Below are 24,091 nucleotides of genomic sequence, written 5' to 3'. Positions count from 1 at the left end.
TATGGAAGAGCTTTTAGAGAGAGTTTTTTCATTTACGGACATTGATAAATTAATTGATTTCATCAGTTACGAATTGCAGAAGCCCGTCATTCTGGAAAGTGCGGATTTCTTTTTGCTTGCCTATAATTCTTATTACATTAATCACTTCGACTCCGCCAACCAGCAGACGATATTTTCAAAAAAATGCCCCGTGCAGATTTTTGAGAGATTTCTGAAGGACGGGGTGATCGAAAAACTGAAAACCGTTCCTGAACCGTTCCGCGTTGAAAAAATAGACAGTATCGGGCTGAATCAAAGGGTGGTCGTAAGCGCAAAACATAAAGGGGAAGTGATGGGCTACATCTGGATTCAGGAGCTCGACCGCGATTTGACGGACGAGGAGCTCGACTTTTTATATGAAACCTCATTCCATGTCGGAAAAATCATCTATAAAACGAACCGGCTGAAACAGGAAAAGGAAGAGAGAGCGGAAGACCTGGTGAAACGGGCAATCTTTCAGCAATTCTCCTCTGAAAAGGAGTTCAGGCGGGAGGCGGAAAAGATGAACGCCGTGCTGCCGTCGGTTTTCTCGGTGGTTGTCCTGCATGCCGCAAATGGGGATGGGGAGGCAGTCGAAGATTTGAAGGAAAATATCAAATCGTACTTGAATTTGCGGGATAAAGTCAGTCATGTCTTAACCATTGATTCCAATATTGTCATCGTCGTCGCAAGCTTCTCGCAAAAAAGCTCCGGCACTTCGGCAGCATCTGAATTCATCCACAAACTGCTGACTCATTTTCACTTTCAGAAGATCCCCACTCCCATCTATATCGGAATCGGCAATGAATACAGCAGCATCCTGAAGCTCGGGAAAAGTTATATAGAAGCCCTTGAAGTCATAAAGGCGGCAGAAATTACCGGAAACCAGGAAAATATCCCGTACGAATACAGCAAGCTCGGGATCTACCGCTATCTTGAAAGCATCGAAGAAAAAAACGCCTCACTGGAATATGTAAACCATGATTTAGCTTTATTAAAAGCCAAGGATAGAGAAAGCAGCACCGAACTGCTGAAAACGTTAGAAATCTATCTCCTCAATAACTGCAAAACAAAACCAGCCGCAGAACAGCTTTTTATTCATCAAAACACATTGAACTACCGTATCAAACAGATTCTTGACATGACATCAATTAATTTAAACGACTTCAGGACAAGGTGCCAGCTGTATCTTGATATCATGCTGATGAAAAAGAAATAAAAAAGAAACCAGTCGCCGTACTGGTTTCAGCTTTAATACCCTCCCGCTTATCAATCTCAGAACCTCAGCCCTTTCCCAAGATGAGAAATGAATGAACACTGCTCCTCAATGTATGTTATACTCTTAGTGATATTGATTCTCAATTAGATATGTTTGAAGTATAGATATAAACGGGAGGCAGAATAATGGCGGGAAATCATGAGGTGTATGACGTCACGATTATAGGCGGGGGCCCGATCGGCCTGTTTACGGCTTTTTATTGCGGGATGCGCGAGCTGAAAACGAAAGTGATTGAATTTTTGCCGCGGCTCGGGGGGAAAGTGTCTATGTTTTTCCCGGAAAAAATTATCCGTGATATCGGCGGAATTCCGGGGATCGCCGGGGCACAGCTGATTAAGCAGCTGAAGGAGCAGGCGGCGACATTTGAGCCGGATATCGTGTTGAATCAGCGGGTGACCGGATTTGAGCGGCTGAATGACGGGACCATTGTGCTGGAAAGTTCTGAAGGGGAAAAGCACTATACACGCACCGTGATTTTGGCTGTCGGCATGGGAACGCTTGAGGTCAATGAGCTCAACAGCGCGGATGCGAGCCGTTATTCAGGGAAAAACCTTCATTATAAAGTGGAGAAGCTGGATGCGTTTGAAGGTAAGCATATCGTGATCTCCGGAGGGGGAGATGCCGCGGTTGACTGGGCGAATGAGCTGGAACCGATTGCGGCGTCTGTTACCGTCTTGCACCGCCGTGAGGAGTTCGGCGGTTTAGAAAGCAGCGTGGCGAAAATGAAGCGGTCTTCCGTGCGGGTGCTTGCGCCGTATCGTCTGAAGCATCTCAACGGCACCGGGGAACGGATCGAGAGCGTCACCGTTTGTCATACCGAGTCTGGCCATTCTGAAGACATCAAGGTTGATGAGCTTATTATCAATCACGGATTTAAAATTGATCTCGGCCCGATGAAGGATTGGGGGCTTGAGATAGAAGAAGGCCGGATTAAAGCCGACAGACATATGCGGACCAATCTTCCGGGCGTGTTTGTTGCAGGTGACGCCGCCCATTATGAAAGCAAGCTCAGATTGATTGCCGGAGGCTTCACGGAGGGACCGACCGCCGTGAACAGCGCCAAAGCATATTTGGACCCGCAGGCGGATCAGATGGCGATGTATTCGACTCATCATAAGAAATTGGTGACACAATAAAAAAGGGAATGGCCCCCGATGTTGAGCCGGGGGTCAGCTGTGAACGAGCATGTCTTTCATTTCATTTTGTATAAACGCAAATAACTGTTCCTGATTTTTCACGGCGGTAAATCCGTAACCGGCGGGTATGTCTTCACCGATGCAGATAACGGGAGGGCGGTTTGCTGTCGGATTGGGTGATATTCCGATCTGTTTTCCGGCGCTGAGCAAATGCTGAGCGGATTCTTTGCCCGGACAGATAATCATTTGCAGAGGAGACTCACTGATTGTGCGTTCGATCATCGAAGTGAACCGCTCATCTGCGATATGTTCATGAGTGATATAAAACGGGCATGATACTGAGTCTGGCATGTTTTCTGCCGCTTGACGGCTTCCGACAATGAGCGAATGCGGAGAATCACCTTGATGGCCGGATAGGCGGAAGCCCCGTTTTGTCAGTTCCGTCTTTGCCGCTTCAGTCGCTGCATTCAGGCTTGCTGTCACCCGGCGGATGTCAATCTGCTTGAAAGCCAGTGTGTCAAAAAATTCACAGACCGCACGGCGTGATGTAAAAAAGATCTGTTCAAAAGTGCTGATACGCTTCAGGATGTTTTCGTTTGCGGGCATTTTTTTAATCATCCGCTTCGGCCATTCGATAACATCAGCGCCATACTCGCGCAGCCTGCCTGTCAATGTATGTTCATCATCGCCATGAGTGACCACCATGATATGCCGCCCGATGAACGGTTTGCTTTCAAACCAGCTGTATGTTTGAAGATTTACGATATCTCCGATGACGATAATGGCGGGGTTGGTGATGTTTTGGCTTTGTACTTTTTCATGAATATCCTGAAGCGTTCCTTTTACGCTGCGCTGCCGGCCCCATGTTCCCCATTGAATGACGAGTACGGGGACGGAGGGGGATTTCCCGTGATCCATAAGCTGCCGGCATATAAATGACAGATTTTTAACACCCATGTAAAACACAAGCGTTTGAACGCTTCGGGCCAGACCTTCCCAATCGAGATTCGGCCTGCCTTGTAATGATGTATCATGAGCGGTGATCATGGCGAAGGACGAAGCGCAATCACGATGGGTGACGGAGACTCCCGCATACAGCGGCGCCGCGATTCCTGAGGTGATGCCGGGCACCATCTCGTAGCGGATGCCGTGCCGATGAAGCGCCTCCGCTTCTTCGCCGACTCTGCCGAACACGCTTGGGTCTCCGCCTTTCAAGCGGACTACGGTGAAGCCTTCCGCCGCTTTTTCAATCAGCAGGGCATTTATCTCCGACTGTTTCATAAAATGGCGGTCGGGCAGTTTTCCGCAATAAATGAACCGGCAGTCTGGAGAGGCATATTCAAGAAATATTGGGTTTGCAAGCCGGTCATACAAAATGATATCCGCTTTCTCCAGAACCTGTTTCCCTTTTACGGTAATCAGCCCCGGGTCTCCAGGTCCGGCACCGACAAAATATACAATTCCGTTTCTCATGGTGGCGTCATCCCTTCATCAATTTAAAAAGTGATCCGACCCTTTGATCAATACAGGAGGTATACATTCTCTCCTTCGATCAGTGTTTCGTATGTTTTAATACAGCCATGATCCGGCTCTTGGACTTTTCCGTCTTCTAAGGAAATTTTCCAGTCATGCATCGGGCAGAAGACGTATTCTCCGCTGACGATGCCTTCAGCCAGGACGCCCCCTTTATGAGGGCAGCGGTTTTCGACGGCGCGGACGCTTCCGTCAGAAAGCTTAAATACGGCAAGCTCTTTATCTTCTATATATACGGTTTTTCCTAACTCCTCAGGTAATTCGTTTAACCTGCCTATGCAAACCTTTGTCATATCCTTATTAACCATGTCCGTTCCTCCTTACTGTTTTATGAAGTCGTGACGACATTTTCAAATAAATCTTTAGAAGCTTTTTTATCTTTAAGGAAATATTGCCACGGATCTTTGTGAACAGAGAGTGTTTCATTCATCCTGCCGTTGAGCTCCTGCCGTTTTTCAGGATCGTTCAACACAGATTGGACATGGGATAAACCGATGCGCTCAAGCCATGCGGATGTACGCTCCAAGTAGTTAGCCGTTTCTCTGTAGTACTGAAGGTAAGCGCCCGCATATTCTAAGACTTCTTCATTCGTTTTCACTTTCATCAGCAAATCACCAGCGCGCAAATGAGTTCCGCCGTTCCCCCCGACATAAAGCTCCCAGCCTCCGTCGATGCCGACAACACCAAGGTCTTTAATGCCGGACTCCGCACAGTTCCGCGGGCAGGCAGACACGGCCATTTTGACCTTATGAGGCGTATTGAGCCCTTCGAATTTTTTCTCAAGCGCAATGCCCAGTGCCATGGAGTCTTGCGTGCCGAAGCGGCAGAATTGTTCGCCTACGCACGTTTTTACCGTGCGGAGTGTTTTTCCGTACGCGTAGCCTGAAGGCATATCAAGCTCGGCCCATACTTTCGGCAGGTCTTCTTTTTTGACGCCGATGAGATCAATTCGCTGGCCGCCTGTCATTTTAACGAGCGGGATCTCATATTTGTCGACGACATCGGCGATCTTGCGGAGATCCTGAGAGTTGGTCACGCCGCCGTACATCCGGGGCACGACTGAGTATGTTCCGTCTTTTTGAATATTGGCGTGCATCCGTTCGTTCACAAAACGGGATGTTCTGTCATCCTCGTATGTAGACGGATTGATCATGCCTAAGTAGTAGTTGAGGGCAGGCCGGCATTTGGAGCAGCCCTCCGGCGTTTTCCAGCCGAGCACGTTCATGATTTCTCTCGTATGTGATAGCCCTTTGGCTTTGATTTCTTCTACGACTTCATCTCTCGAAAGCGAGGTGCATCCGCAAATCGCTTCTTTTTGCGCGGATGCGTCAAATTCTGAGCCCAGTGTATATTGAAGAATGTCTTCCACGAGCGGTTTACAGCCTCCGCAGGAACGGGATGCCCCAGTACATGCTTTGATTTCGTCCGTTGATGTGCAGCCTTTTTCCTGAATGGCTTGAATAATCGCGCCTTTTGATACACCGTTGCAGCCGCAGATGATTTCATCGTCGCTCATCGCCGCGGTCATGCTTGCGCCTGCTTCCTGATCAAGAGGCTGTAAGATTGATATTTTGGAGGTTTCAGAGATATCGGCTTCTTTTTGAATCATGGAAAACAGGCGGCCGCCCTCGCTGCTGTCTCCGAATAAAACAGCGCCGACAATTTGATTGCCTCTCAGGACGATTTTTTTATAGATGCCGTCCTGCTCATCGAAAACTTTAATCGCTTTTTTCTCCTCTGTTTCGTTAAAGTCACCGGCAGAGAATACCTCGACGCCTGATACCTTTAATTGAGTGGAGAGAACGGAGCCTTCATACGGTTTTGTTTCAATGCCGCAAATATGTTTGGCCAGCACTTTTGCCTGTTTATAGAGCGGCGCCACAAGACCGTATGCGATTCCGCGGTGCTCGGCACATTCACCGACTGCGTAAATGTGCGGGATTTCAGTCTGCATATAATCGTTAACAATGATTCCGCGGTTAACCGGAATACCGCTTTCCGCGCCAAGCTGTGTATTCGGGCGGATGCCGACCGCCATGACGACTAAATCAGCTTCGATGCTTGTGCCGTCTTTAAAGCGTACGCCTTCGACACGGTCAGTACCGACAATTTCTTCGGTTTGCTTTTCAAGTAAAAAGGTCATGCCTTGTTTTTCTAATTCGTTTTGCAGCAGGCGCCCTGCAGTTGGATCAAGCTGGCGTTCCATCAAGTATGGAGCGAGGTGGATGACAGACACGTCCATTCCGAGATTCAGCAGCCCGCGAGCGGCTTCCAAACCAAGCAGTCCTCCGCCGATGACGGCTGCTTTTTTATATTGTTTTGACGCGGCAAGCATCGTGTCGGTATCTTTTATGTCCCGGAATGCCGTGACGCCTTTTTTATCTGCGCCCGGAATCGGAAGGATAAAAGGGACAGAGCCTGTCGCCAGGATGAGTTTATCATAGGGCTGGATTCTGTCTGCATCTGTAATGACGGTTTTGCTGTCTTGGTCCACTTTGATGACTGTTTCACCGGTATGCAGCTGAATGTTGTTTTCTTTGTACCAGTCCCAATCGTTTAATGTAATATCTTTAATATCTGTATCGCCTTGAAGCACTTTTGACAGAAGGATTCGGTTATAGTTGGGATGAGGTTCGGCCCCGAATATTGTAATCTCGAATTCGTCTTTTGAAACACGCAGTATTTCTTCAATCGCTTTTACCCCGGCCATTCCATTTCCAACAAGGACTAGCTGTTTTTTTCCCATCAGATGATCCGCTCCTTACCTATGTTTTCTTTAGCGTAGCACAGCGAAAACAGATATTTAAGATACATGTTATGAGATGTAACAAAAAATACTAAAAAATCTAAAAATTTCATGAAAATTATTTTGGGCTGATACGTGCAGCGCACATCTTAAAACCGGGCATTTTTACAGTCCGGGTCCAAGGCATTGCCTGGTGTGCAACCCACAACAGCTTCGCGCTGCTGATGTCTCAAGCGGGTCCGGCGGTCTCAGTTGAGCCTGTCTCTTATTGGGTGGCGGCGATGCCGAAACTTGAGCAGGAGCAGATCAAACAGCAGGAACCGGAGATTCTGGAGGATTGGGACGCTCAATTCGGAGACCGTCATACGAATCTGGTATTTATCGGGATTGATTTAGATGAAGCAGCCATTACAAAGGAATTAGATCAGTGTCTGCTCACGCCGTCTGAGTTCGGTTCTGACTGGTCTCAATTTGATGATCCTTTTCAATGGGACATTCAGCGGGCTGAATAACATACCGGCCAAGTTTAGAAGCATGTGAGAAGGGAAGGAGTGATGAAAAAGGAGCTGAACAATGTGAAAGCACTGACATACCAAGGAAAAGAACATATGGAAGTGAAAGAAGTCCCTGCACCCGTCATTCAAGATGAGAGGGATGTCATCGTTCGAATCACCGCAACCGGAATTTGCGGTTCAGACCTTCATTTATATAAAAACGGAATACCCGCCGATCCGGGTTACATCGTTGGGCACGAGCCAATGGGAATCGTTGAAGAAACGGGCAGTCAAGTTAAAAAGCTGAAAAAAGGCGACCGGGTCGTGATTCCTTTTAACATCGGCTGCGGAGAATGTCATTATTGTAAGCACCAGATGGAAAGCCAGTGTGATGAATCAAATCCCAATCCTCATACAGATGCTGGCGGCTTATTCGGTTTTTCGGAGTTTAACGGTAATTATCCCGGCGGGCAGGCTGAATATTTACGAGTGCCCTATGCTGATTTCTCTTCTTTTCTGGTTCCGGCAGACAGCGAGCTAGAAGATGAACAGGTGCTGCTTCTGTCAGATGTCATGCCGACCGCCTTTTGGAGCGTCCAGCACAGCGGAGTGAAAAAAGGAGACACAGTCGTTATTCTGGGCTCAGGTCCGATCGGTTTAATGGCGCAAAAATTCGCTTGGAAAAAAGGCGCAAAGCGGGTCATCGCAGTCGATCAAGTCCCGCACCGCCTTGAACATGCGAGACGCATAAACGGGACAGAGACCTTCAATTTTTCAGAGCATGAGGAGATCGGGAAACTGCTGCATGAACAAACGTCAGGGGGCGCGGATGTTGTGATTGATTGTGTCGGAATGGACGGCACGCCGCTTTCAAAAGAAAAAGAAAAGCAAAAACCGAATCAGTTCGGAACCATCAGTCCGATTCTTACAGCGTCAGAAGCCGTTAAGAAGTTCGGTACTGTTCAGCTCACAGGCGCATATATTTCCGAAGCGGATGGTTTTCCGATCGGTGATTTTTTCACGCGCAACGTTTCTCTAAAAATGGGCCAGGCACCCGTTATCCATCTGATGCCGTTGCTGTATCAAATGGTCGAACAAAATGAAATTGATCCGACGGATATTATTACGCACAAAATGAGTCTTGCGGAAGCCCCTGCTGCATATGATATATTTGACAAAAAAGAAGATGGCAACATTAAAGTGATTTTGAAGCCATAGAGCGAGGGGAAACACAATGAATATTTACAGACCGGCGGGATTTTGGATCAGATTGGGAGCCGCAGTACTCGACTATTTAATTATTTCAGTGCCTTTGGCGATTATTTATATGCTGGCAACGGGAAAAGATCCGGATGAGAGTGCAATGATCAGCATTATTTTGACTCTTTATTCTATCTTGCTCCCTGTATACTGGAACGGTTATGTTATCGGCAAAAAGATCTGCGGTATCCGCATCGTCAAAAAAGACGGCACTCAGGCAGGCTTTCTCACTATGATTTTAAGAGTGCTTGTGGGCGCCTTAATTTATGGTGTGACGTTAGGAATCGGTGTGATCGTGAGCGCATTTATGGTCGGAATGAGAGAAGACAAACGGTCGATCCATGATTTTGTAGCAGGAACGTATGTCACATACGCATTGCCGGACGAATCGATTGAAAAGAGCGAATAATTTCGCTCTTTTTTTTGCATAAAAACTGGATGGAGGCACAACATATAACAAACGCTAAAGGAGGAAAAAGTCATGAAAAAAGCTGCGTTATCATTGGCTGCGTTTTTCATTACGGCAATGATTTTTATAATGCCGGCACATGCAGTTGAAACAAAAATGCCTTCAACAATGTCACTTACGGTACAGCAGAAAAAAGAAATTGAATCTCTTGAAAAGGAAATACTCGAAAAACGTAAACATGTCATTTCCAAATATGTTGAATACGGTGTCCTGCCGAAAGAAAAAGCAGAGCATATTAAACAGCATTTGGACAGGCACTTTAATATGATGAAACAAAATGGCTTTATCCCGAAGCCTCCTCCTCATAAATTGGAGAAGCGGCATCATCATTCTTAAGCATCCGGCAAGCCGGATGCTTTTTTGTTTTATCGGGATTGCTCTGAAACGCGTTTCATAACCTATGATATCAAATCAGACGCATCAGGAGATGAAACACATGAGACATGAAAAAACGGGTTTTTTACCGGATATATTTCTATGGGGATCGGCATCAGCCGCCTATCAGGTTGAAGGGAGCCTGGAATACAGACGGTAAGGGTTCCTCAGTCTGGGACCATTTCGCAAAAATAACAGGTAAAACGTTTAAAGGCTCAACCGGCGATACAGCAGCCGGCCATTATGAACGGTATAAAGAAGATGTCGCCTTGATGGCAGAAATGGGTTTGACAGCTTACCGCTTTTCTGTCAGCTGGCCGAGGATTTTTCCGAGCTTCGATTATTCATCGGCTTATCCGCTTACAAGTCACTCTGAAGACAGTAAGAGTTCCCTGAGAGAAATATGTTTCTCTCAGGGTTTTCTTTTACATTGCGGCCGCATCGATAATATACGTATCTGCATGCAGATCGGATAATTCGGCTGGCACTGAATAACAAATAAGGCTGTATCGGCCTTTCGGAAGATCGAAGAAAAGCCGTTTTGACATCACGCTTTCAATCTCAATTCCATCTTTTACAGCTTCAAAAGAAACAGCCGCTTTTTTCTCATAGGATGGCACCGGTTCATTTGTATTAAGCCTCAGGACAATAAATGCCTTCGTATTTCTCCTTGCTTCAAATGAAACAGCTCCGTCAGCCTCCGCAAATCCTTTTTCAATGGCTTCATCCGTCCAATCGATAACAGGCGGTTCGGAATCTTTTTGGAAGATTGTAAATTGATGATAAGAAATGATAAGTTCTTGCGGTTTCCATGATTTAATCAATGCGCTGCTCCTCCTGTTTCGTTACTTGATTTTAAATAATACTCTCGTTCCATCTGGATCATTGGTAAGCTGGTGTCCGACCCAAGAGCCGGCCCCGCGGTTGTCTGCCGGAGAAATATATTCTATGGAGGCATTGTTTCCGCCCTGTTTACAAACCGCCATCGGCCATTCATCTCTGTCGTACCCCGTTTTTACAGGCACATGTTTAAGAGATTGCTCACGCCGCTTATGTACTCCGTCTCTGTCAATGGTGCATATGCTGGGATGTCCTTCTTTTATCGCGTCCTTAATATGCTTTGCTGTTTCCGGATATCGATCGGACGGAAATAGGATTACTTTGTCGTAATCGCTTTTCTGAACGGTCTGCTCGTTATCTGAGAAAATATCACCCTTGATCAGGGCCGCAACTGCTCCGGCAATGATGATAAGAACAAGCAGCAGTGCTTTTAATGTTTTCAAGAGTATCAATCACCTCCAGTTTTAAATTGCTGTAAAGCTGGTCCAAGAATAAAGCAGAATCGGCCCGCTGTAAAGCTGTTAAAATATATTTTTCAGCTTCAATTCAACTGAATATCTGTAAAACCGCCTGCACAAATCAGTTTTATCCAATAAAAAATCGGTCAGAAAGTCTTTTTTGCAGTTTCTCTATCCAGAAATGAATGATTGCGGCCGTCTGAATAATTGGCTATTATAGCGATAAGCTCACCGGCAGGGTATCTTCGTCAGCGAATTTCCGGGTGAAAACCTGGCCGGATGTAATCGAGCGCCGCAGGACGATAAAAAGACGGCCATCTGATAAGAAGGCCGTCAGTATATCATTCCAGATTTGCATGATTTGCAAACATGTCTGCCGAATTCAGTTCTTTTTTCTCCATGATTTTTAGAATAACCGCATCGTAAAACAGCAGGAGAGTCTGTTCAAATAAAGAACCCATCGGCTGAATCGTCTTTCTGTCTCCGCCGGTCTCCTCCTTAGGAGAGCCGGAAATCGTTATCGTAAGATCCGCAAGTCTGCCGAGACTCGAATCAGGATTGATCGTTAATGCAGTGATGATGCCATTAAGGCTTTTGGCTTTTTCAGCAGTATGAAGCAGGCTTTTTGTTTCGCCTGAGCCTGATCCGATGATGACGAGACCGCCTTCTTGGAGGGGAGGGGCAAGCGTCTCACCGACGATGTAAGCGTTCAGCCCGATATGCATCATCCTCATGGCGAACGCTTTAGCCATAAAACCGGAACGGCCCGCTCCGGACGTGAAGATCTGATCTGCAGCTAAAATCTGATCCGCCAGCTTGTCAGCTTCATTGTCGGCTATTAACGCTGCAGTACGGGATAATTCATTTAGGATTTCATGTAAGTATTCCGTCGTTTTCATGATCCTTGTGTGATCAGCTGTTTCATTTTAGAAGCAGTATCCGCTTTATTGTCAGCTCCCGTAATGCCTCCGCCGACAATGATTAAATCTGGGTTTTGTTTGATGGCTTCAGGAAGCGTATCAAGTTTAATGCCTCCGGCAATTGCGGTTTTAGCGCTCTTGACCGCTTTTTTAATCGCCGTCAGTTCCTCGAATGAATTTTTTCCTTCTGCTTGAAGATCATAACCTGTGTGGACACAAATATAATCAACACCGAGCTGGTCAATTTCTTTTGCCCGTGTTTCAAGGTCTTTTACGTTGATCATATCGACGAGGATTTTTTTCTGCTGTTTTTTTGCTTCGGCAACCGCTCCTTTGATCGTCGAGTCATCTGTCGCCCCTAAAACGGTGATGATGTCGGCGCCTGCTTCTGCCGCTTTCATAATCTCGTAACCGCCTGCATCCATGATTTTAAGATCGGCAAGCACTTTCAGGTGAGGAAAGGCTGTTTTCATTTCCTGCACGGCTTTCAGTCCTTCATTAATGACGACGGGAGTGCCGATTTCTACAACATCTATATATTGTTCGACCTCTTTCACAAGTTCAATTGCTTCAGGGATATTCACTAAGTCTAATGCCAGCTGTAATTCCACTGTATATTCACTCCTCTTCTTAATGTATCTACATTCTATAGAGTGCCCTGCATGTTGAAAAGTACGCACTTTAAAGTCTAATAGTTACTTTGAGGATACTGTCCCCCGCAGGCAATGTGTTTTGTCTCAGCAAAACTGCGTGGTAGTATAAATGGATGAAAGCTCTGTGAAAAAGTAAGCAAGTGTTTATAGATGATCAACGTACGAAAAGTAAGAGGAAGGAGAATAGCCCGTGAGCCGAATGGATAAGAAAACGTTTAATTGCGAAAAGGAATTGACGCTTGCCGTGATAGGCGGGAAGTGGAAAATGCTGATTATGTGGCACCTGGGAAAAGAAGGGACAAAACGATTTAATGAACTGAAAGCTTTAATTCCTGATATTACGCATAAAATTCTTGTGAATCAGCTCAGGGAGCTGGAGCAGGATCTGATCGTTCACAGGGAAGTTTACCCTGTTGTTCCCCCGAAAGTGGAGTACTCATTAACGGAGCAAGGAGAGACCCTTATGCCGATTTTGGACGCTATGTATAAGTGGGGAAAAGAATATATGGAATTAATCAACATTGATAAAACTGCAATAAAGGAATCTTTTTGAAGCGCTCTATGTAAAATAGAGCGCTTTTTTTTGCGGTTTAATGAAATCATATTGCGAACGATTAAATCTCCTGTTTCGGTTCTTGCGCTGTTTTTTCCCCATCAGCTAATATATGAAAACTATTTTCATTCTGCCATAACTGGATATTTGAAAGATTTATACAATAGTTTAAAGATTTTTAATTTTACATAAATAATATTTTTATAAATAAATTGCGGGATGCCGCAAAATACCCTCTGGAATTGTCGGAATTTTTTTCGGTGTGCCGCATGAAACTTTTCACCCATTTTTCGGTGATAAAAACAATAATTTCATATAAAGTGAACGTAAGTAGATATATAGTAATTCATGAAGAAATAGGTAAACCCTGTTGCTTACAAACATTGGATTCTTGTCTTGATTTCTCATAAATTTGAGCCGAATTTCGGACTGTGCGGGTGAATGGATTGCGGATTTCGGCGGTGATTAAATCGGGATCGTTTTGGAGGTAAGTGGTTCTTTTGGCTTGATAATGAGTTAGGGACATTGAGGGAGGCTGTTTCTAAGGGAGAATTGACAAATTTATCTTAAAAAGGGGAGGCGCACACATATGGAAATAACTTTTTATCCTTTAACAAATGCACAAAAACGTATCTGGTATACAGAAAAATTCTATCCGAACACAAGTATTTCAAATCTTGCGGGTTTCGGAAAGCTCATTTCTGAGGACGGCGTACAAGCTCATATCGTTGAGAAAGCGATACAGGAATTCGTCCGTCGTCATGAGTCGATGAGAATCCGTCTTCGGCTTGATGATGAGGGGGAGCCCGTTCAATATGTGAGCGAATACCGTCCGCTGACGATCGAGCATACAGACATCAGGCAAGCCGGCTGCTCTGCGGAAGAGCTGTCAAAATGGGGACGTGACGAGGCAAGCAAACCTCTGGCGTTATATGATCAGGATTTATTCCGTTTTTCCGTGTACACCATCAGCGAAAATGAGGTCTGGTTCTACGTTAATGTGCATCACGTTATTTCAGACGGAATTTCCATGACGATTCTGGGCAATACGATTACTGATATTTATTTGGAGCTTTCAGGCGGAGCAAGTGAGAACGAGGCGGAGATTCCTTCCTTTATCGAGCATGTGCTGACAGAGCAGGAATATGTGCAGTCGAAGCGGTTTAAAAAGGATCGGGATTTTTGGAACGGACAGTTTGAGACCGTACCGGAGCTTGTGTCTTTAAAACGGAGCCAGGCAGATGCGGGTCTTGATGCGAAACGGTTTTCTCAAGAAATTCCTCATGACCTGTACGGCCGGATTCAATCATTTTGCGGGGAGCATAAGGTCAGCGTTCTTTCTCTGTTCCAGTCAGCTCTGATCGCTTACCTCTACAAAGTGACAGGCCGGGATGATGTCGTCACGGGTACGTTTATGGGAAACCGGACGAATGCGAAAGAAAAGCAGATGCTCGGGATGTTCGTATCCACGGTGCCTGTGCGGACAAGCGTTGACGGAAGCCAGCCGTTCTTGGAATTCGTCAAAGGCCGGATGAAGGATCTGATGAAAATTCTCCGTCACCAAAAGTATCCGTATAACCTGCTTGTCAATGATTTGCGTGCTTCAAAAAGTTCGCTGAGCAGATTGTTTACGGTGGCTCTGGAGTATCAAGTGATGCAGTGGCAGAAAAAAGAGAATCTGTCCTTCCTGACAGACCCGATCTTCAGCGGAAGCGGAACAAATGATATATCGATTCACGTGAAGGAACGATGGGACACCGGGAAATTGACGATTGATTTTGACTATCGCAGTGACATATTTAAGGCGGACGAAATTACTTCTGTTTCTGAACGTTTGATCACGCTGATTGAAGATGCGATATCATCTCCTGACCGTGTAATTGATGAGCTCGCTCTTCTTTCAGAATCCGAGAAAGAGCTGCTCCTGAAGCGTGCTGCCGGCAATCCGGTCGCTTATCGCAAGGAGATGACGATTCCGGCGCTGTTTGAAGAGAGAGCGAAGGCACTGTCTGACAAACCCGCGGTTGTATATGAAGGCTGGACATTGTCCTATCGCACATTGCATGAACAGTCAGGCCGTATCGCCGGGCGCCTTCTTAAATCCGGGATATCAGCTGATTCTCCTGTCGCTGTGCTGCTTGGCCGATCTGACCGTGTTATTGCGGCAATATTGGGAATTTTGAAAGCGGGCGGCGCATATGTGCCGATTGATCCTGACTTTCCGGCGGATCGGATTCAGTACATCTTGGAGGATAGCGGAGCGAAGGCTGTTTTGACAGAGGCGGGAATACAGGCGCCTGAAACGAATGCCGAACAGATTGATTTTGATGAGGCCGTTCAGTATGAGACGGCCGCTGACGGTGTCGGCACACAATCAGACCGGCTGGCTTACATTATCTATACGTCCGGTACAACAGGGCGGCCGAAAGGCGTGATGATTGAACACCGGCAAGTTCATCACCTGGTTCAATCATTGCAGCAGGAGATTTATCAGTGCGGTGAACAGACATTAAGAATGGCGCTGTTGGCCCCGTTTCATTTTGATGCGTCCGTTAAACAGATTTTCGCCTCGCTTCTTTTAGGCCAGACGCTTTATATCGTGCCGAAAACAACCGTAACAAACGGCTCGGCACTGCTGGACTATTATCGTCAAAACCGGATTGAAGCCACTGACGGAACGCCTGCGCATCTGCAGATGATGGTTGCGGCGGGAGATGTCAGCGGAATTGAACTGCGCCACATGCTCATTGGGGGAGAAGGCCTGTCTGCCGCTGTTGCTGAACAGCTGATGGCGCTCTTTCATCAATCGGGCAGAGCACCTCGGCTGACAAATGTCTACGGGCCGACGGAAACGTGCGTAGATGCGTCCGTGCATGAGGTGTCACAAGATAACGGAATGAATCAGCAGGCGGCGTACGTTCCGATCGGAAAACCGCTCGGCAACGCCCGGCTGTATATATTGGATAAGCACAAACGGCTTCAGCCCGACGGCACGGCCGGTGAGCTGTATATCGCGGGAGACGGTGTAGGCCGCGGCTATTTAAATCTTCCGGATTTGACCGCAGAGAAGTTTTTGCAGGACCCGTTTAACGAAAGCGGCCGCATGTACCGCACGGGTGATATGGCACGCTGGCTGCCGGACGGAACAATCGAATATATCGGCCGGGAAGACGATCAAGTGAAAGTCCGCGGCTACCGTATTGAGCTGGGAGAAATTGAAACGGTGCTCAGAAAAGCTCCGGGCGCGGCGGAGGCCGTCGTGCTGGCACGGCCGGATCAGCAGGGCAGCTTAGATGTTTGCGCATATATCGTTCAGGAAAAAGGAACCGAGTTTCACCCTGCCGAGTACCGGGAGTATGTGTCCAAGCACCTTCCTGATTACATGGTGCCCGCTTACTTTACAAAAACGGATAAAATTCCGCTTACGCCGAGCGGGAAGGCAGACCGCAAAAAGCTGTTTGCGCTTGATGTGCAGGCTGTCAGTTCGTCAGAGTATGCGGCGCCGAGAAATGAGACGGAGAAAACGCTCGCCGTCATCTGGCAGGAAGTCCTCGGAATGGACAAAGCGGGTATTTATGACCATTTCTTCGAGTCTGGCGGTCATTCCTTAAAGGCAATGACGCTTTTGACGAAAATTCATAAGCAATTGGGTGTGGAAATCCCGCTGCAATACTTGTTTGAGCATCCGACAATCGCGGCGCTTGCCGATTATGCGGTAAGCCGAAACGAAGGGCCGGATTACAGTGCGATTAAGCCGGCTGAGAAGCAGGCGAGCTATCCGCTTTCGCTCGCCCAGCAGCGCATCTATATCGCGAGTCAATTTGAAGATGCGGGGGTCGGGTATAACATGCCGGCAGCAGCCGTTATCGAAGGCGCGTTAGACCGTGAAAAACTTGAGCGTGCATTTTCTGTCTTAATCAGCAGGCATGAAGCGCTCAGAACATCGTTTCAATCAGAGGACGGCACGCCGAGACAGGTGATTCACGAGCATGTTCCGTTTCATATTGAAATGATCGAAGCGAGCGGGAGAACGAATGAACAGGTAATGAAGGATTTTGTGCGCCGTTTTGAGCTGGCGGAGGCGCCTTTGTTCAGAATCGGCCTGCAAACACTCGGTCACAATCGCCATATGCTGCTGTTTGATATGCATCACCTGATTTCAGACGGAGTGTCAATTTCCATCATGCTGAAGGAACTGGCAGACATCTATGGCGGAAAACAGCTGCCTGACTTGCATATTCAATATAAAGATTACGCCGTCTGGCAAGCGGAACGGGCGGAAGAAGGCTACAAGAAAGAGCGGGCGTATTGGAAAGAAGTCTTTAGCGGCGAACTGCCGGTGCTTCAGCTGCTCCCTGATTACCCGCGGCCGCAGGTGCAAAGCTTTGAAGGTGACCGCGTATCAGTCAAGCTGCCGAAAGAGTTGCGGGACCGGCTGCAGAAGCTCGCCGGGAAAAACGGAGCCACCCTTTATATGGTGCTGTTATCGGCATATTATACGCTGCTTTCTAAGTATTCAGGACAGGAAGACATCATCGTGGGAACACCGTCGGCGGGAAGGAATCATTCCGATACCGAGGGACTGATCGGGATGTTTGTCAACACGCTTGCGCTGCGAAGCTCCGTGAAGCAGGATCAGACATTTACAGGCTTGTTAGGTCATGTTCGCAAGCAGGTGCTGGACGCGTTTTCTCACCAGGACTATCCGTTTGAGTGGCTGACCGAGGAGCTGAATGTGCCCCGGGATATGAGCAGGCATCCGATATTTGATACGATGTTCAGTCTGCAAAATGCTTCGGACGGAATTCCGGAGATCGGCAATCTTTCGCTGTCTCTTCATGAAACCAACTTCAATATCGCCAAATTCGATCTGACAATGCAGGCCCGGGAAACAGCGGAAGGCATTGCGCTCGATCTGGATTATTGCACGAAGCTGTTTAAGCGCTCGACGGCGGATCGCCTGCTTGCGCACTATGTCCGTCTGCTGGAGAGCGCGGCAGCTCAGCCGGATGCGAAAATCAGCGAATATGATTTGCTTTCTGAACGGGAGGCTTTGAATCAATTACAGCGGTTCAATCCAGAGCGCACGGCATACCCGAAAGAGCAAACGATCGTGCAGATCTTTGAAGAACAGGCCCGAAAGAACCCTGACCGGACGGCTCTTCAGTTCGAAGGGGAAACCCTGTCGTATCAGCAGCTGAATGAACGCGCCAACAGGCTTGCGCGGCATATTCTTTCGGTCGGTGGCGGCGGAAAAACCGCGGCTGTTTTATGTGAACGGTCAATGGACATGATTGTTTCCATTATGGCTGTATTAAAAGCAGGGTCAGCCTATGTGCCGATTGATCCTGAACATCCGGTTCAGCGGATTCAGCATTTCTTCCGCGACAGCGGGGCGAGTGTGCTCCTGACTCAGCGAAGCCTCAAGCCGATCGCGGAAAAGGCCGGTTTTCAAGGCGTCATTGTGCTTGCTGATGATGAGGCGAGCTATGAAAAGGACTCTCACAATCCAGCATTGCCGTTTGATTCCAAGACGATTGCCAATCTCACTTATACATCAGGAACGACGGGTACGCCGAAAGGAAACATCGTCACACATGCCAACATTTTGCGGACGGTAAAGAACACGAACTATTTGACCGTTTCTGAAGAAGATACTGTGCTCGGACTGTCAAACTACGTCTTTGACGCCTTTATGTTTGATATGTTCGGTTCGCTGTTAAACGGTGCAAAGCTTGTGATCGTCCCGAAGGATACAGTGCTGGACATGAACCGCCTGTCCCGCGTGATCAAACGGGAGAATGTAAGCATTCTGATGATTACGACGGCCCTGTTCCACCTGCTTGTTGATATGGAGCCGTCCTGTCTGACGACGCTTCGGAAAATCATGTTCGGGGGCGAAAGGGCGTCTGTTGAGCATGTCAAAAAGGCGCTTGCGGCAGTCGGAAAAGGAAAACTGCTTCATATGTACGGTCCGTCTGAGAGCACGGTGTTTGCGACATACCACCCAGTGGATGTGATTGAAGAAGATACGCTCTCCGTTCCGATCGGAAAACCGGTCAGCAATACGGAAATCTTCATCATGAACACGGCCGGACGAATGCAGCCGGCAGGTATTCCGGGCGAGCTGTGCGTCAGCGGGGAAGGTCTCGTGGAAGGCTATTACAACCGTCCTGAACTGACGGAAGAAAAATTTGTGAAGCATCCGTTTAAAGAAGGTGAACGGATGTATAAAACGGGCGACTTGGCCAGATGGCTGCCGAATGGCGATATCGAGTTTATCGGACGTATCGACCATCAGGTGAAAATCCGCGGCCAGCGGATTGAGCTTGGCGAAATTGAGCACCAGATCCAAAGCCATGACCAAATTCAGGAATGCATCGTGCTCGCTGTGGACCAGGGTGCGGGTGACAAACTTCTTTGCGCGTATGTTGTCGGCCTCCGAGAAATCTCTTCCCAGGAGCTGAGGGAGCATACGGCGAAGGATCTTCCGGCTTATATGATTCCGGCTGTCTTTATTCAAATGGATGAACTGCCTCTTACAGGAAACGGGAAGATCGACAGACGGGCGCTGCCGATGCCTGATGTGACCGCAGCGAATGCTGTTTCATATACGGCGCCGCGCAATGAAACAGAACAAAAACTGGCGGATATTTGGGCTGAGGTGCTGCAAATGGAGCGGGTCGGCGTGCACGATCAGTTCTTTGAGATCGGAGGCCATTCGTTAGCGGGAATGAAACTGCTTGCTCTCATCCAGAAGACATTCGGCGTGCAGCTTACATTAAAGGATCTGTTCACTTCCCCGACGGTTGCGGGACTGGCGCAGCTGTTTGAAGGCGCTGAGCGGAAGACAGCTGAAAGCATCGTACCGGCGGCTGTGCAGGAAACGTATCCGGTTTCTTCACCGCAGAAGCGGATGTTCGTGCTTCAGCAGCTGGAAGGCGCTGAAACAAGCTACAACATGCCGTCTGTGCTCCGCTTAAAAGGGAAGCTTGATGCAGAAAAGCTGAAATTTGTGATGAAACAGCTGACAGAACGCCATGAAGCCTTCAGAACGACGTTTGACATAAAGGATGGAGAAACGGTTCAGCGTATATGGGCCGAAGCTGATATTGGCATGGAATATTACGAAGCCTCTGAGGAAGACGCTGGACAAATTATTCAGAGCTTTATCCGGCCGTTCCGCCTGGATCAGCTTCCTCTCGTCAGAACGGGGCTGGTTAAGCTGGCTGAACATGATCACCTGCTGCTGTTTGATATGCACCATATCATTTCAGACGGCGCTTCAGTCGGCGTGCTGATAGATGAACTGTCCCGCCTGTATGGCGGCGAAACGCTTGAGCCGCCGCGGATTCATTATAAAGACTATGCGGTATGGCAGCAGAAATTTATTCAATCAGAGCAGTATCGCAAGCAGGAGGAGCATTGGCTTCGGGAGCTTGACGGCGAGCTTCCGGTATTGACGCTGCCGGCTGATTACAGCCGTCCGGCTGTGCAAACCTTTGAAGGAGACAAGCTGGTCTTTTCTCTGACTGAGGAACAGACGTCGGCTCTTCGCAGTCTTGCGAAACAAACGGATTCTACCATGTACATGGTGCTGCTGGCGTCATACAGCGCTTTTCTCTCAAAATTGAGCGGACAGCATGACATCATTGTCGGCTCCCCGGTTGCGGGACGGTCACATGCGGATCTCGCTAACGTCATCGGTGTGTTTGTGAATACACTCGCGCTTCGGACGTATCCGGAAGCGGACAAAACGTTCACAGATTATCTTGAAGAAGTAAAACAAACCGCTTTACGTGCATTTGATGCGCAGGATTATCCGCTTGAGGACCTTCTGCAAAAGATTGAGGTGCAGCGTGATACGAGCCGAAATCCGCTGTTCGATGCGGTATTCTCAATGCAAAACGCAAATGCTGAAGATCTGGTCATGGAAGGAATTGAGCTGAAGCACCATCCGTTTGACAGAAAAACAGCCAAGTTTGACCTGACGATGACGGCTGATGACACAGACGGAGGCTTAACGTTTGTGCTTGAATATAACACTGCGCTGTTTAAACCGGAAACGGCAGAGACGTGGAAGCATTATTGGCTTCATCTGTTAGAAGCCGCCGCGGAAAATCCGGCAGCGAAGCTTTCTGAGCTTTCATTGGTGAATGAAACAGAAAAACAAGCCCTTCTTGACGCATGGAAAGGAAAAACACTCTCTGTGCCGCGGGACAAAACAGTTCACCGTCTCTTTGAAGAAACGGCCGCCCGCCACGCAAACCGTCCGGCCGTGGCATACAACGGCGCGAAATGGACGTACGGCGAGCTGAACGCAAGGGCGAACCGAATCGCGCGCATTCTCATGGACTGCGGTGTTACGGCTGACGAACGTGTCGGCATTTTGACGAAACCGTCCTTGGAAATGGCCGCGGGTGTACTCGGCGTCCTGAAAGCGGGCGCGGCATTTGTGCCGATTGATCCGGATTACCCGAAAGAGCGGATCAGCTACATTCTGCAGGACAGCGGGGCCAAGCTGCTTCTCACGCAGGAAGCGCCCGACGTGCCGGAAAGCTACACAGGAGATACGATCCTGCTTGACGGCAGCCGCTCTATTCTGAGCCTGCCGCTTGATGAAAATGATGAAGCGAACCCGCAGACGGAAACAACGGCGGATCATCTCGCTTATATGATTTACACGTCAGGAACGACCGGACAGCCGAAGGGTGTCATGGTCGAACACCATGCGCTGGTGAACCTGTGTTTCTGGCATCACGACGCATTCGCCATGACGGCGGAGGATAAAAGCGCCAAATACGCGGGCTTCGGTTTTGACGCCTCCATCTGGGAGATGTTCCCGACATGGACCATCGGCGCGGAGCTTCACGTCATTGACGAAGCGATCCGGCTGGATATCACCCGCTTAAATCACTATTTCCAAGAGCACGGCGTGACCATCACCTTCCTGCCGACGCAGCTGGCCGAACAATTTATGGAGCTGGAAAATACCTCTCTCCGCATGCTTCTCGTCGGAGGCGACAAGCTGAAGCGGGCGGTGAAACAGCCGTACACGATCGTCAATAACTACGGCCCGACGGAGAACACCGTCGTCGCGACAAGCGGCGTCATCAATCCGGAGGAAGAATCGCTTTCGATCGGACGGGCGATTGCCAATACGAGAGCGTATATTCTCGGCGACGGCGATCAGGTGCAGCCGGAAGGCATTGCCGGTGAATTGTGCGTGGCAGGCCGCGGACTTGCGCGCGGATACCTGAACCGTGAAGAAGAAACGGCGAAGCGGTTTACCGCAGATCCGTTCGTGCCAGGCGAGCGCATGTACCGGACCGGCGACCTCGTCAAATGGAACGCGCAGTACGGCATCGAATACATCGGCCGCATCGACCAGCAGGTCAAAGTGCGCGGCTACCGGATCGAGCTTTCAGAAATCGAAGTCCGTCTTGCGCAGCTTGCGGACGTTCATGACGCAGCGGTGACGGCGGTGGAAGACAAAGCGGGCAATACCGCGCTTTGCGCCTATGTCGCACCTCAGCAGGACGATATCGAAGCGCTCAAAGCCGCGCTGAAAGACACGCTTCCGGACTATATGGTCCCGGCGTTCTGGGTGGAGATGGACGAGCTTCCGGTCACCGCAAACGGCAAGATTGACAAAAAAGCCCTGCCGGCGCCGGACATTGAAGCGGGAAGCGCCGTGTACAAAGCGCCGGAAACGGAGATGGAGACGCTGCTTTCTGACATTTGGAAGGAAGTGCTCGGACTGGATCAGATCGGCGTTAGCGATAATTTCTTCACGCTCGGCGGCGACTCGATCAAAGGCATTCAAATGGCGAGCCGCCTGAATCAGCACGGCTACAAGCTGGAGATGAAAGATCTCTTCCAGCACCCGACTATTGAAGAGCTCGTCTCTTACGTGGAGCGGACGGAAGGCAAGCAGGCCGACCAGGGACCTGTCGAAGGCGAAGCGGAATTAACGCCGATCCAGCGCTGGTTCTTTGAGAAAAACTTTACAGACAAACACCACTGGAACCAATCCGTCATGCTTCACGCAAAAGACGGCTTTGAACCGGTTCTGGCGGAAAGAACCCTGCAAGCATTGATAGAACACCACGATGCACTGCGGATGGTTTACCGAGAGCAACAGCCATATTACAAAGGGCTTGAGGAGGCGTCTGTTGAACTGAACGTCTTTGAGCTGAACGGACTCAGCGAAGATCATGAAGACCGTATCGAACGGGAAGCAGATCGTCTTCAAAGCAGTATTTCACTGGAAACAGGACCTCTGCTGAAGGCCGGGCTCTTCCGGGCGGAAGACGGAGATCACCTTCTCCTTGCGATCCATCACTTAGTCGTAGACGGTGTATCTTGGCGGATTTTACTGGAGGACTTCACGTCCGTTTATACACAGCTCAAGCAAGGCAATGACCCGGCGCTGCCGCCGAAAACACATTCATTCGCCGAATTTGCTGAGAGAATCAAAGAATACGCAAATACGAAGGCGTTTCTGAAAGAAGTTGATTACTGGAAAGAGCTTGAGGAGAAAGAGGTGTGCACTCAGCTCCCGAAAGACAGGCAGTCTGGGGATCAGCGCATGAGACATACAAGAACGGTCAGCTTCTCTCTGACGGCTGAACAAACTGAACAGCTGACGACAAACGTCCATGAAGCCTACCACACGGAAATGAATGATATTTTGCTGACGGCGCTCGGACTGGCGCTCAAGGAGTGGACGGGTGAAGACACGATCGGCGTTCATTTGGAAGGCCACGGACGCGAAGACATTCTTGACGGCTTGAATATCACCCGGACGGTCGGATGGTTTACGAGCATGTATCCGATGATCCTTGAGATGAAACACGCCGACGACCTTTCATATCAGCTGAAACAAATGAAAGAAGACATCAGGCATATCCCGAACAAAGGAGTCGGCTACGGCATTCTGCGTTACGTAACCGCGCCTGAGCATAAAGAGAATCTTTCGTTTGAGATTGATCCGGATATCAGCTTTAACTACTTAGGCCAGTTTAATGAGATGTCGGATTCCGGCTTATTTACAAGATCCGATATGCCGTCGGGACAATCGCTGAGCCCTGACACAGAGAAGCCGAATGCGCTTGATATTGTCGGATTTATAGAAAATGGGCAGATGACGATGACGTTTGCCTATCATTCTCTCGAATTTCATGAAAAAACCATTCAATCGTTCAGTGACAGCTTTAAAGGGCACCTCCTGAAAATCATAGATCATTGCCTGGCCCAAGACGGACCTGAGCTTACGCCTAGTGATCTTGGTGATGATGATCTGACGCTTGATGAACTTGATAAATTAATGGAAATTCTCTAACAGAAAAGACAGA

14 protein-coding genes and 2 pseudogenes are annotated in these 24,091 nt (G+C 48.5%); 9 read left to right on the top strand and 7 right to left on the bottom strand.

The features are described 5' to 3' along the window. Nucleotide 1 precedes the first annotated feature (1 nt). Both putR and ACQE26_RS02600 read left to right on the top strand, forming a co-directional pair. Nucleotides 2-1,237, top strand: a complete 1,236-nt coding sequence (gene putR, locus ACQE26_RS02605; protein ID WP_016936810.1) for a proline utilization transcriptional regulator PutR — start codon at nt 2-4, stop codon at nt 1,235-1,237. A gap of 185 nt (nt 1,238-1,422) precedes the next feature. Beyond that, a complete protein-coding gene (locus ACQE26_RS02600; RefSeq protein ID WP_500470588.1) occupies nt 1,423-2,433 on the top strand; it encodes an NAD(P)/FAD-dependent oxidoreductase in 1,011 nt (336 codons plus the stop codon). 33 nt (nt 2,434-2,466) lie between these two features. Here the strand turns inward: ACQE26_RS02600 and cobA are convergent, their stop codons facing one another. From cobA to nasD, 3 genes are read right to left on the bottom strand one after another with little or no spacing between them, the layout of a single operon-like run. Beyond that, nucleotides 2,467-3,906: a uroporphyrinogen-III C-methyltransferase gene (gene cobA, locus ACQE26_RS02595; protein WP_500470586.1), complete on the bottom strand. Its 1,440-nt coding sequence runs from the start codon at nt 3,904-3,906 to the stop codon at nt 2,467-2,469. 47 nt (nt 3,907-3,953) lie between these two features. Then, nucleotides 3,954-4,274, bottom strand: a complete 321-nt coding sequence (gene nirD / locus ACQE26_RS02590; protein ID WP_264819596.1) for a nitrite reductase small subunit NirD — start codon at nt 4,272-4,274, stop codon at nt 3,954-3,956. Nucleotides 4,275-4,294: 20 nt separating this feature from the next. Then, complete coding sequence (gene nasD, locus ACQE26_RS02585; RefSeq protein WP_500470584.1) at nt 4,295-6,712, bottom strand: NADPH-nitrite reductase; 2,418 nt, start codon at nt 6,710-6,712, stop codon at nt 4,295-4,297. A 170-nt stretch (nt 6,713-6,882) separates the two neighbouring features. Between nasD and ACQE26_RS02580 the strand changes: the two are divergent. The 5 genes and pseudogenes from ACQE26_RS02580 to ACQE26_RS02560 form a co-directional block, all read left to right on the top strand. Continuing rightward, a pseudogene (locus ACQE26_RS02580) lies at nt 6,883-7,224 on the top strand (CobW C-terminal domain-containing protein); the annotation flags it as partial. 63 nt (nt 7,225-7,287) lie between these two features. Then, nucleotides 7,288-8,424: a zinc-dependent alcohol dehydrogenase gene (locus ACQE26_RS02575; RefSeq protein WP_500471441.1), complete on the top strand. Its 1,137-nt coding sequence runs from the start codon at nt 7,288-7,290 to the stop codon at nt 8,422-8,424. Between the two features lie 16 nt (nt 8,425-8,440). Then, complete coding sequence (locus tag ACQE26_RS02570; protein ID WP_060963638.1) at nt 8,441-8,875, top strand: RDD family protein; 435 nt, start codon at nt 8,441-8,443, stop codon at nt 8,873-8,875. Nucleotides 8,876-8,992: 117 nt separating this feature from the next. Continuing rightward, a complete protein-coding gene (locus ACQE26_RS02565) occupies nt 8,993-9,271 on the top strand; it encodes a YckD family protein (RefSeq protein WP_438422093.1) in 279 nt (92 codons plus the stop codon). Between the two features lie 100 nt (nt 9,272-9,371). Further along, nucleotides 9,372-9,642 (top strand): annotated as a pseudogene (locus ACQE26_RS02560) (family 1 glycosylhydrolase); the annotation flags it as partial. A 93-nt stretch (nt 9,643-9,735) separates the two neighbouring features. Here the strand turns inward: ACQE26_RS02560 and nin are convergent. From nin to hxlA, 4 genes are all read right to left on the bottom strand, one after another. Then, on the bottom strand, nt 9,736-10,134 hold the full coding sequence (gene nin, locus ACQE26_RS02555; protein WP_438421172.1) for a DNA-entry nuclease inhibitor: 399 nt from the start codon (nt 10,132-10,134) through the stop codon (nt 9,736-9,738). 21 nt (nt 10,135-10,155) lie between these two features. Then, nucleotides 10,156-10,593 carry a sporulation protein gene (locus ACQE26_RS02550; RefSeq protein ID WP_438421173.1) on the bottom strand — a complete coding sequence of 146 codons (438 nt, stop codon included), beginning with the start codon at nt 10,591-10,593 and terminating at the stop codon, nt 10,156-10,158. Between the two features lie 356 nt (nt 10,594-10,949). Next, entirely contained in the window at nt 10,950-11,507 is a 558-nt protein-coding gene (gene hxlB, locus ACQE26_RS02545; protein ID WP_438421174.1) for a 6-phospho-3-hexuloisomerase, read from the bottom strand. After that, complete coding sequence (hxlA, locus tag ACQE26_RS02540; protein WP_016936796.1) at nt 11,504-12,139, bottom strand: 3-hexulose-6-phosphate synthase; 636 nt, start codon at nt 12,137-12,139, stop codon at nt 11,504-11,506. Before hxlA ends, hxlB begins: the two co-directional genes overlap by 4 nt. A 232-nt stretch (nt 12,140-12,371) precedes the next feature. Between hxlA and hxlR the strand changes: the two genes are divergently transcribed. After that, nucleotides 12,372-12,734, top strand: a complete 363-nt coding sequence (gene hxlR, locus ACQE26_RS02535) for a transcriptional activator HxlR (RefSeq protein WP_016936795.1) — start codon at nt 12,372-12,374, stop codon at nt 12,732-12,734. Nucleotides 12,735-13,323: 589 nt separating this feature from the next. Beyond that, nucleotides 13,324-24,078 carry a surfactin non-ribosomal peptide synthetase SrfAA gene (gene srfAA / locus ACQE26_RS02530; RefSeq protein WP_500470582.1) on the top strand — a complete coding sequence of 3,585 codons (10,755 nt, stop codon included), beginning with the start codon at nt 13,324-13,326 and terminating at the stop codon, nt 24,076-24,078. Nucleotides 24,079-24,091: the final 13 nt, after the last annotated feature.

The organism is Bacillus sp. 5RYD7K (assembly GCF_059831465.1).
The sequence above is the reverse complement of the archived record's forward strand: the minus strand, read 5'-3'. Positions and strand labels throughout refer to the sequence as shown.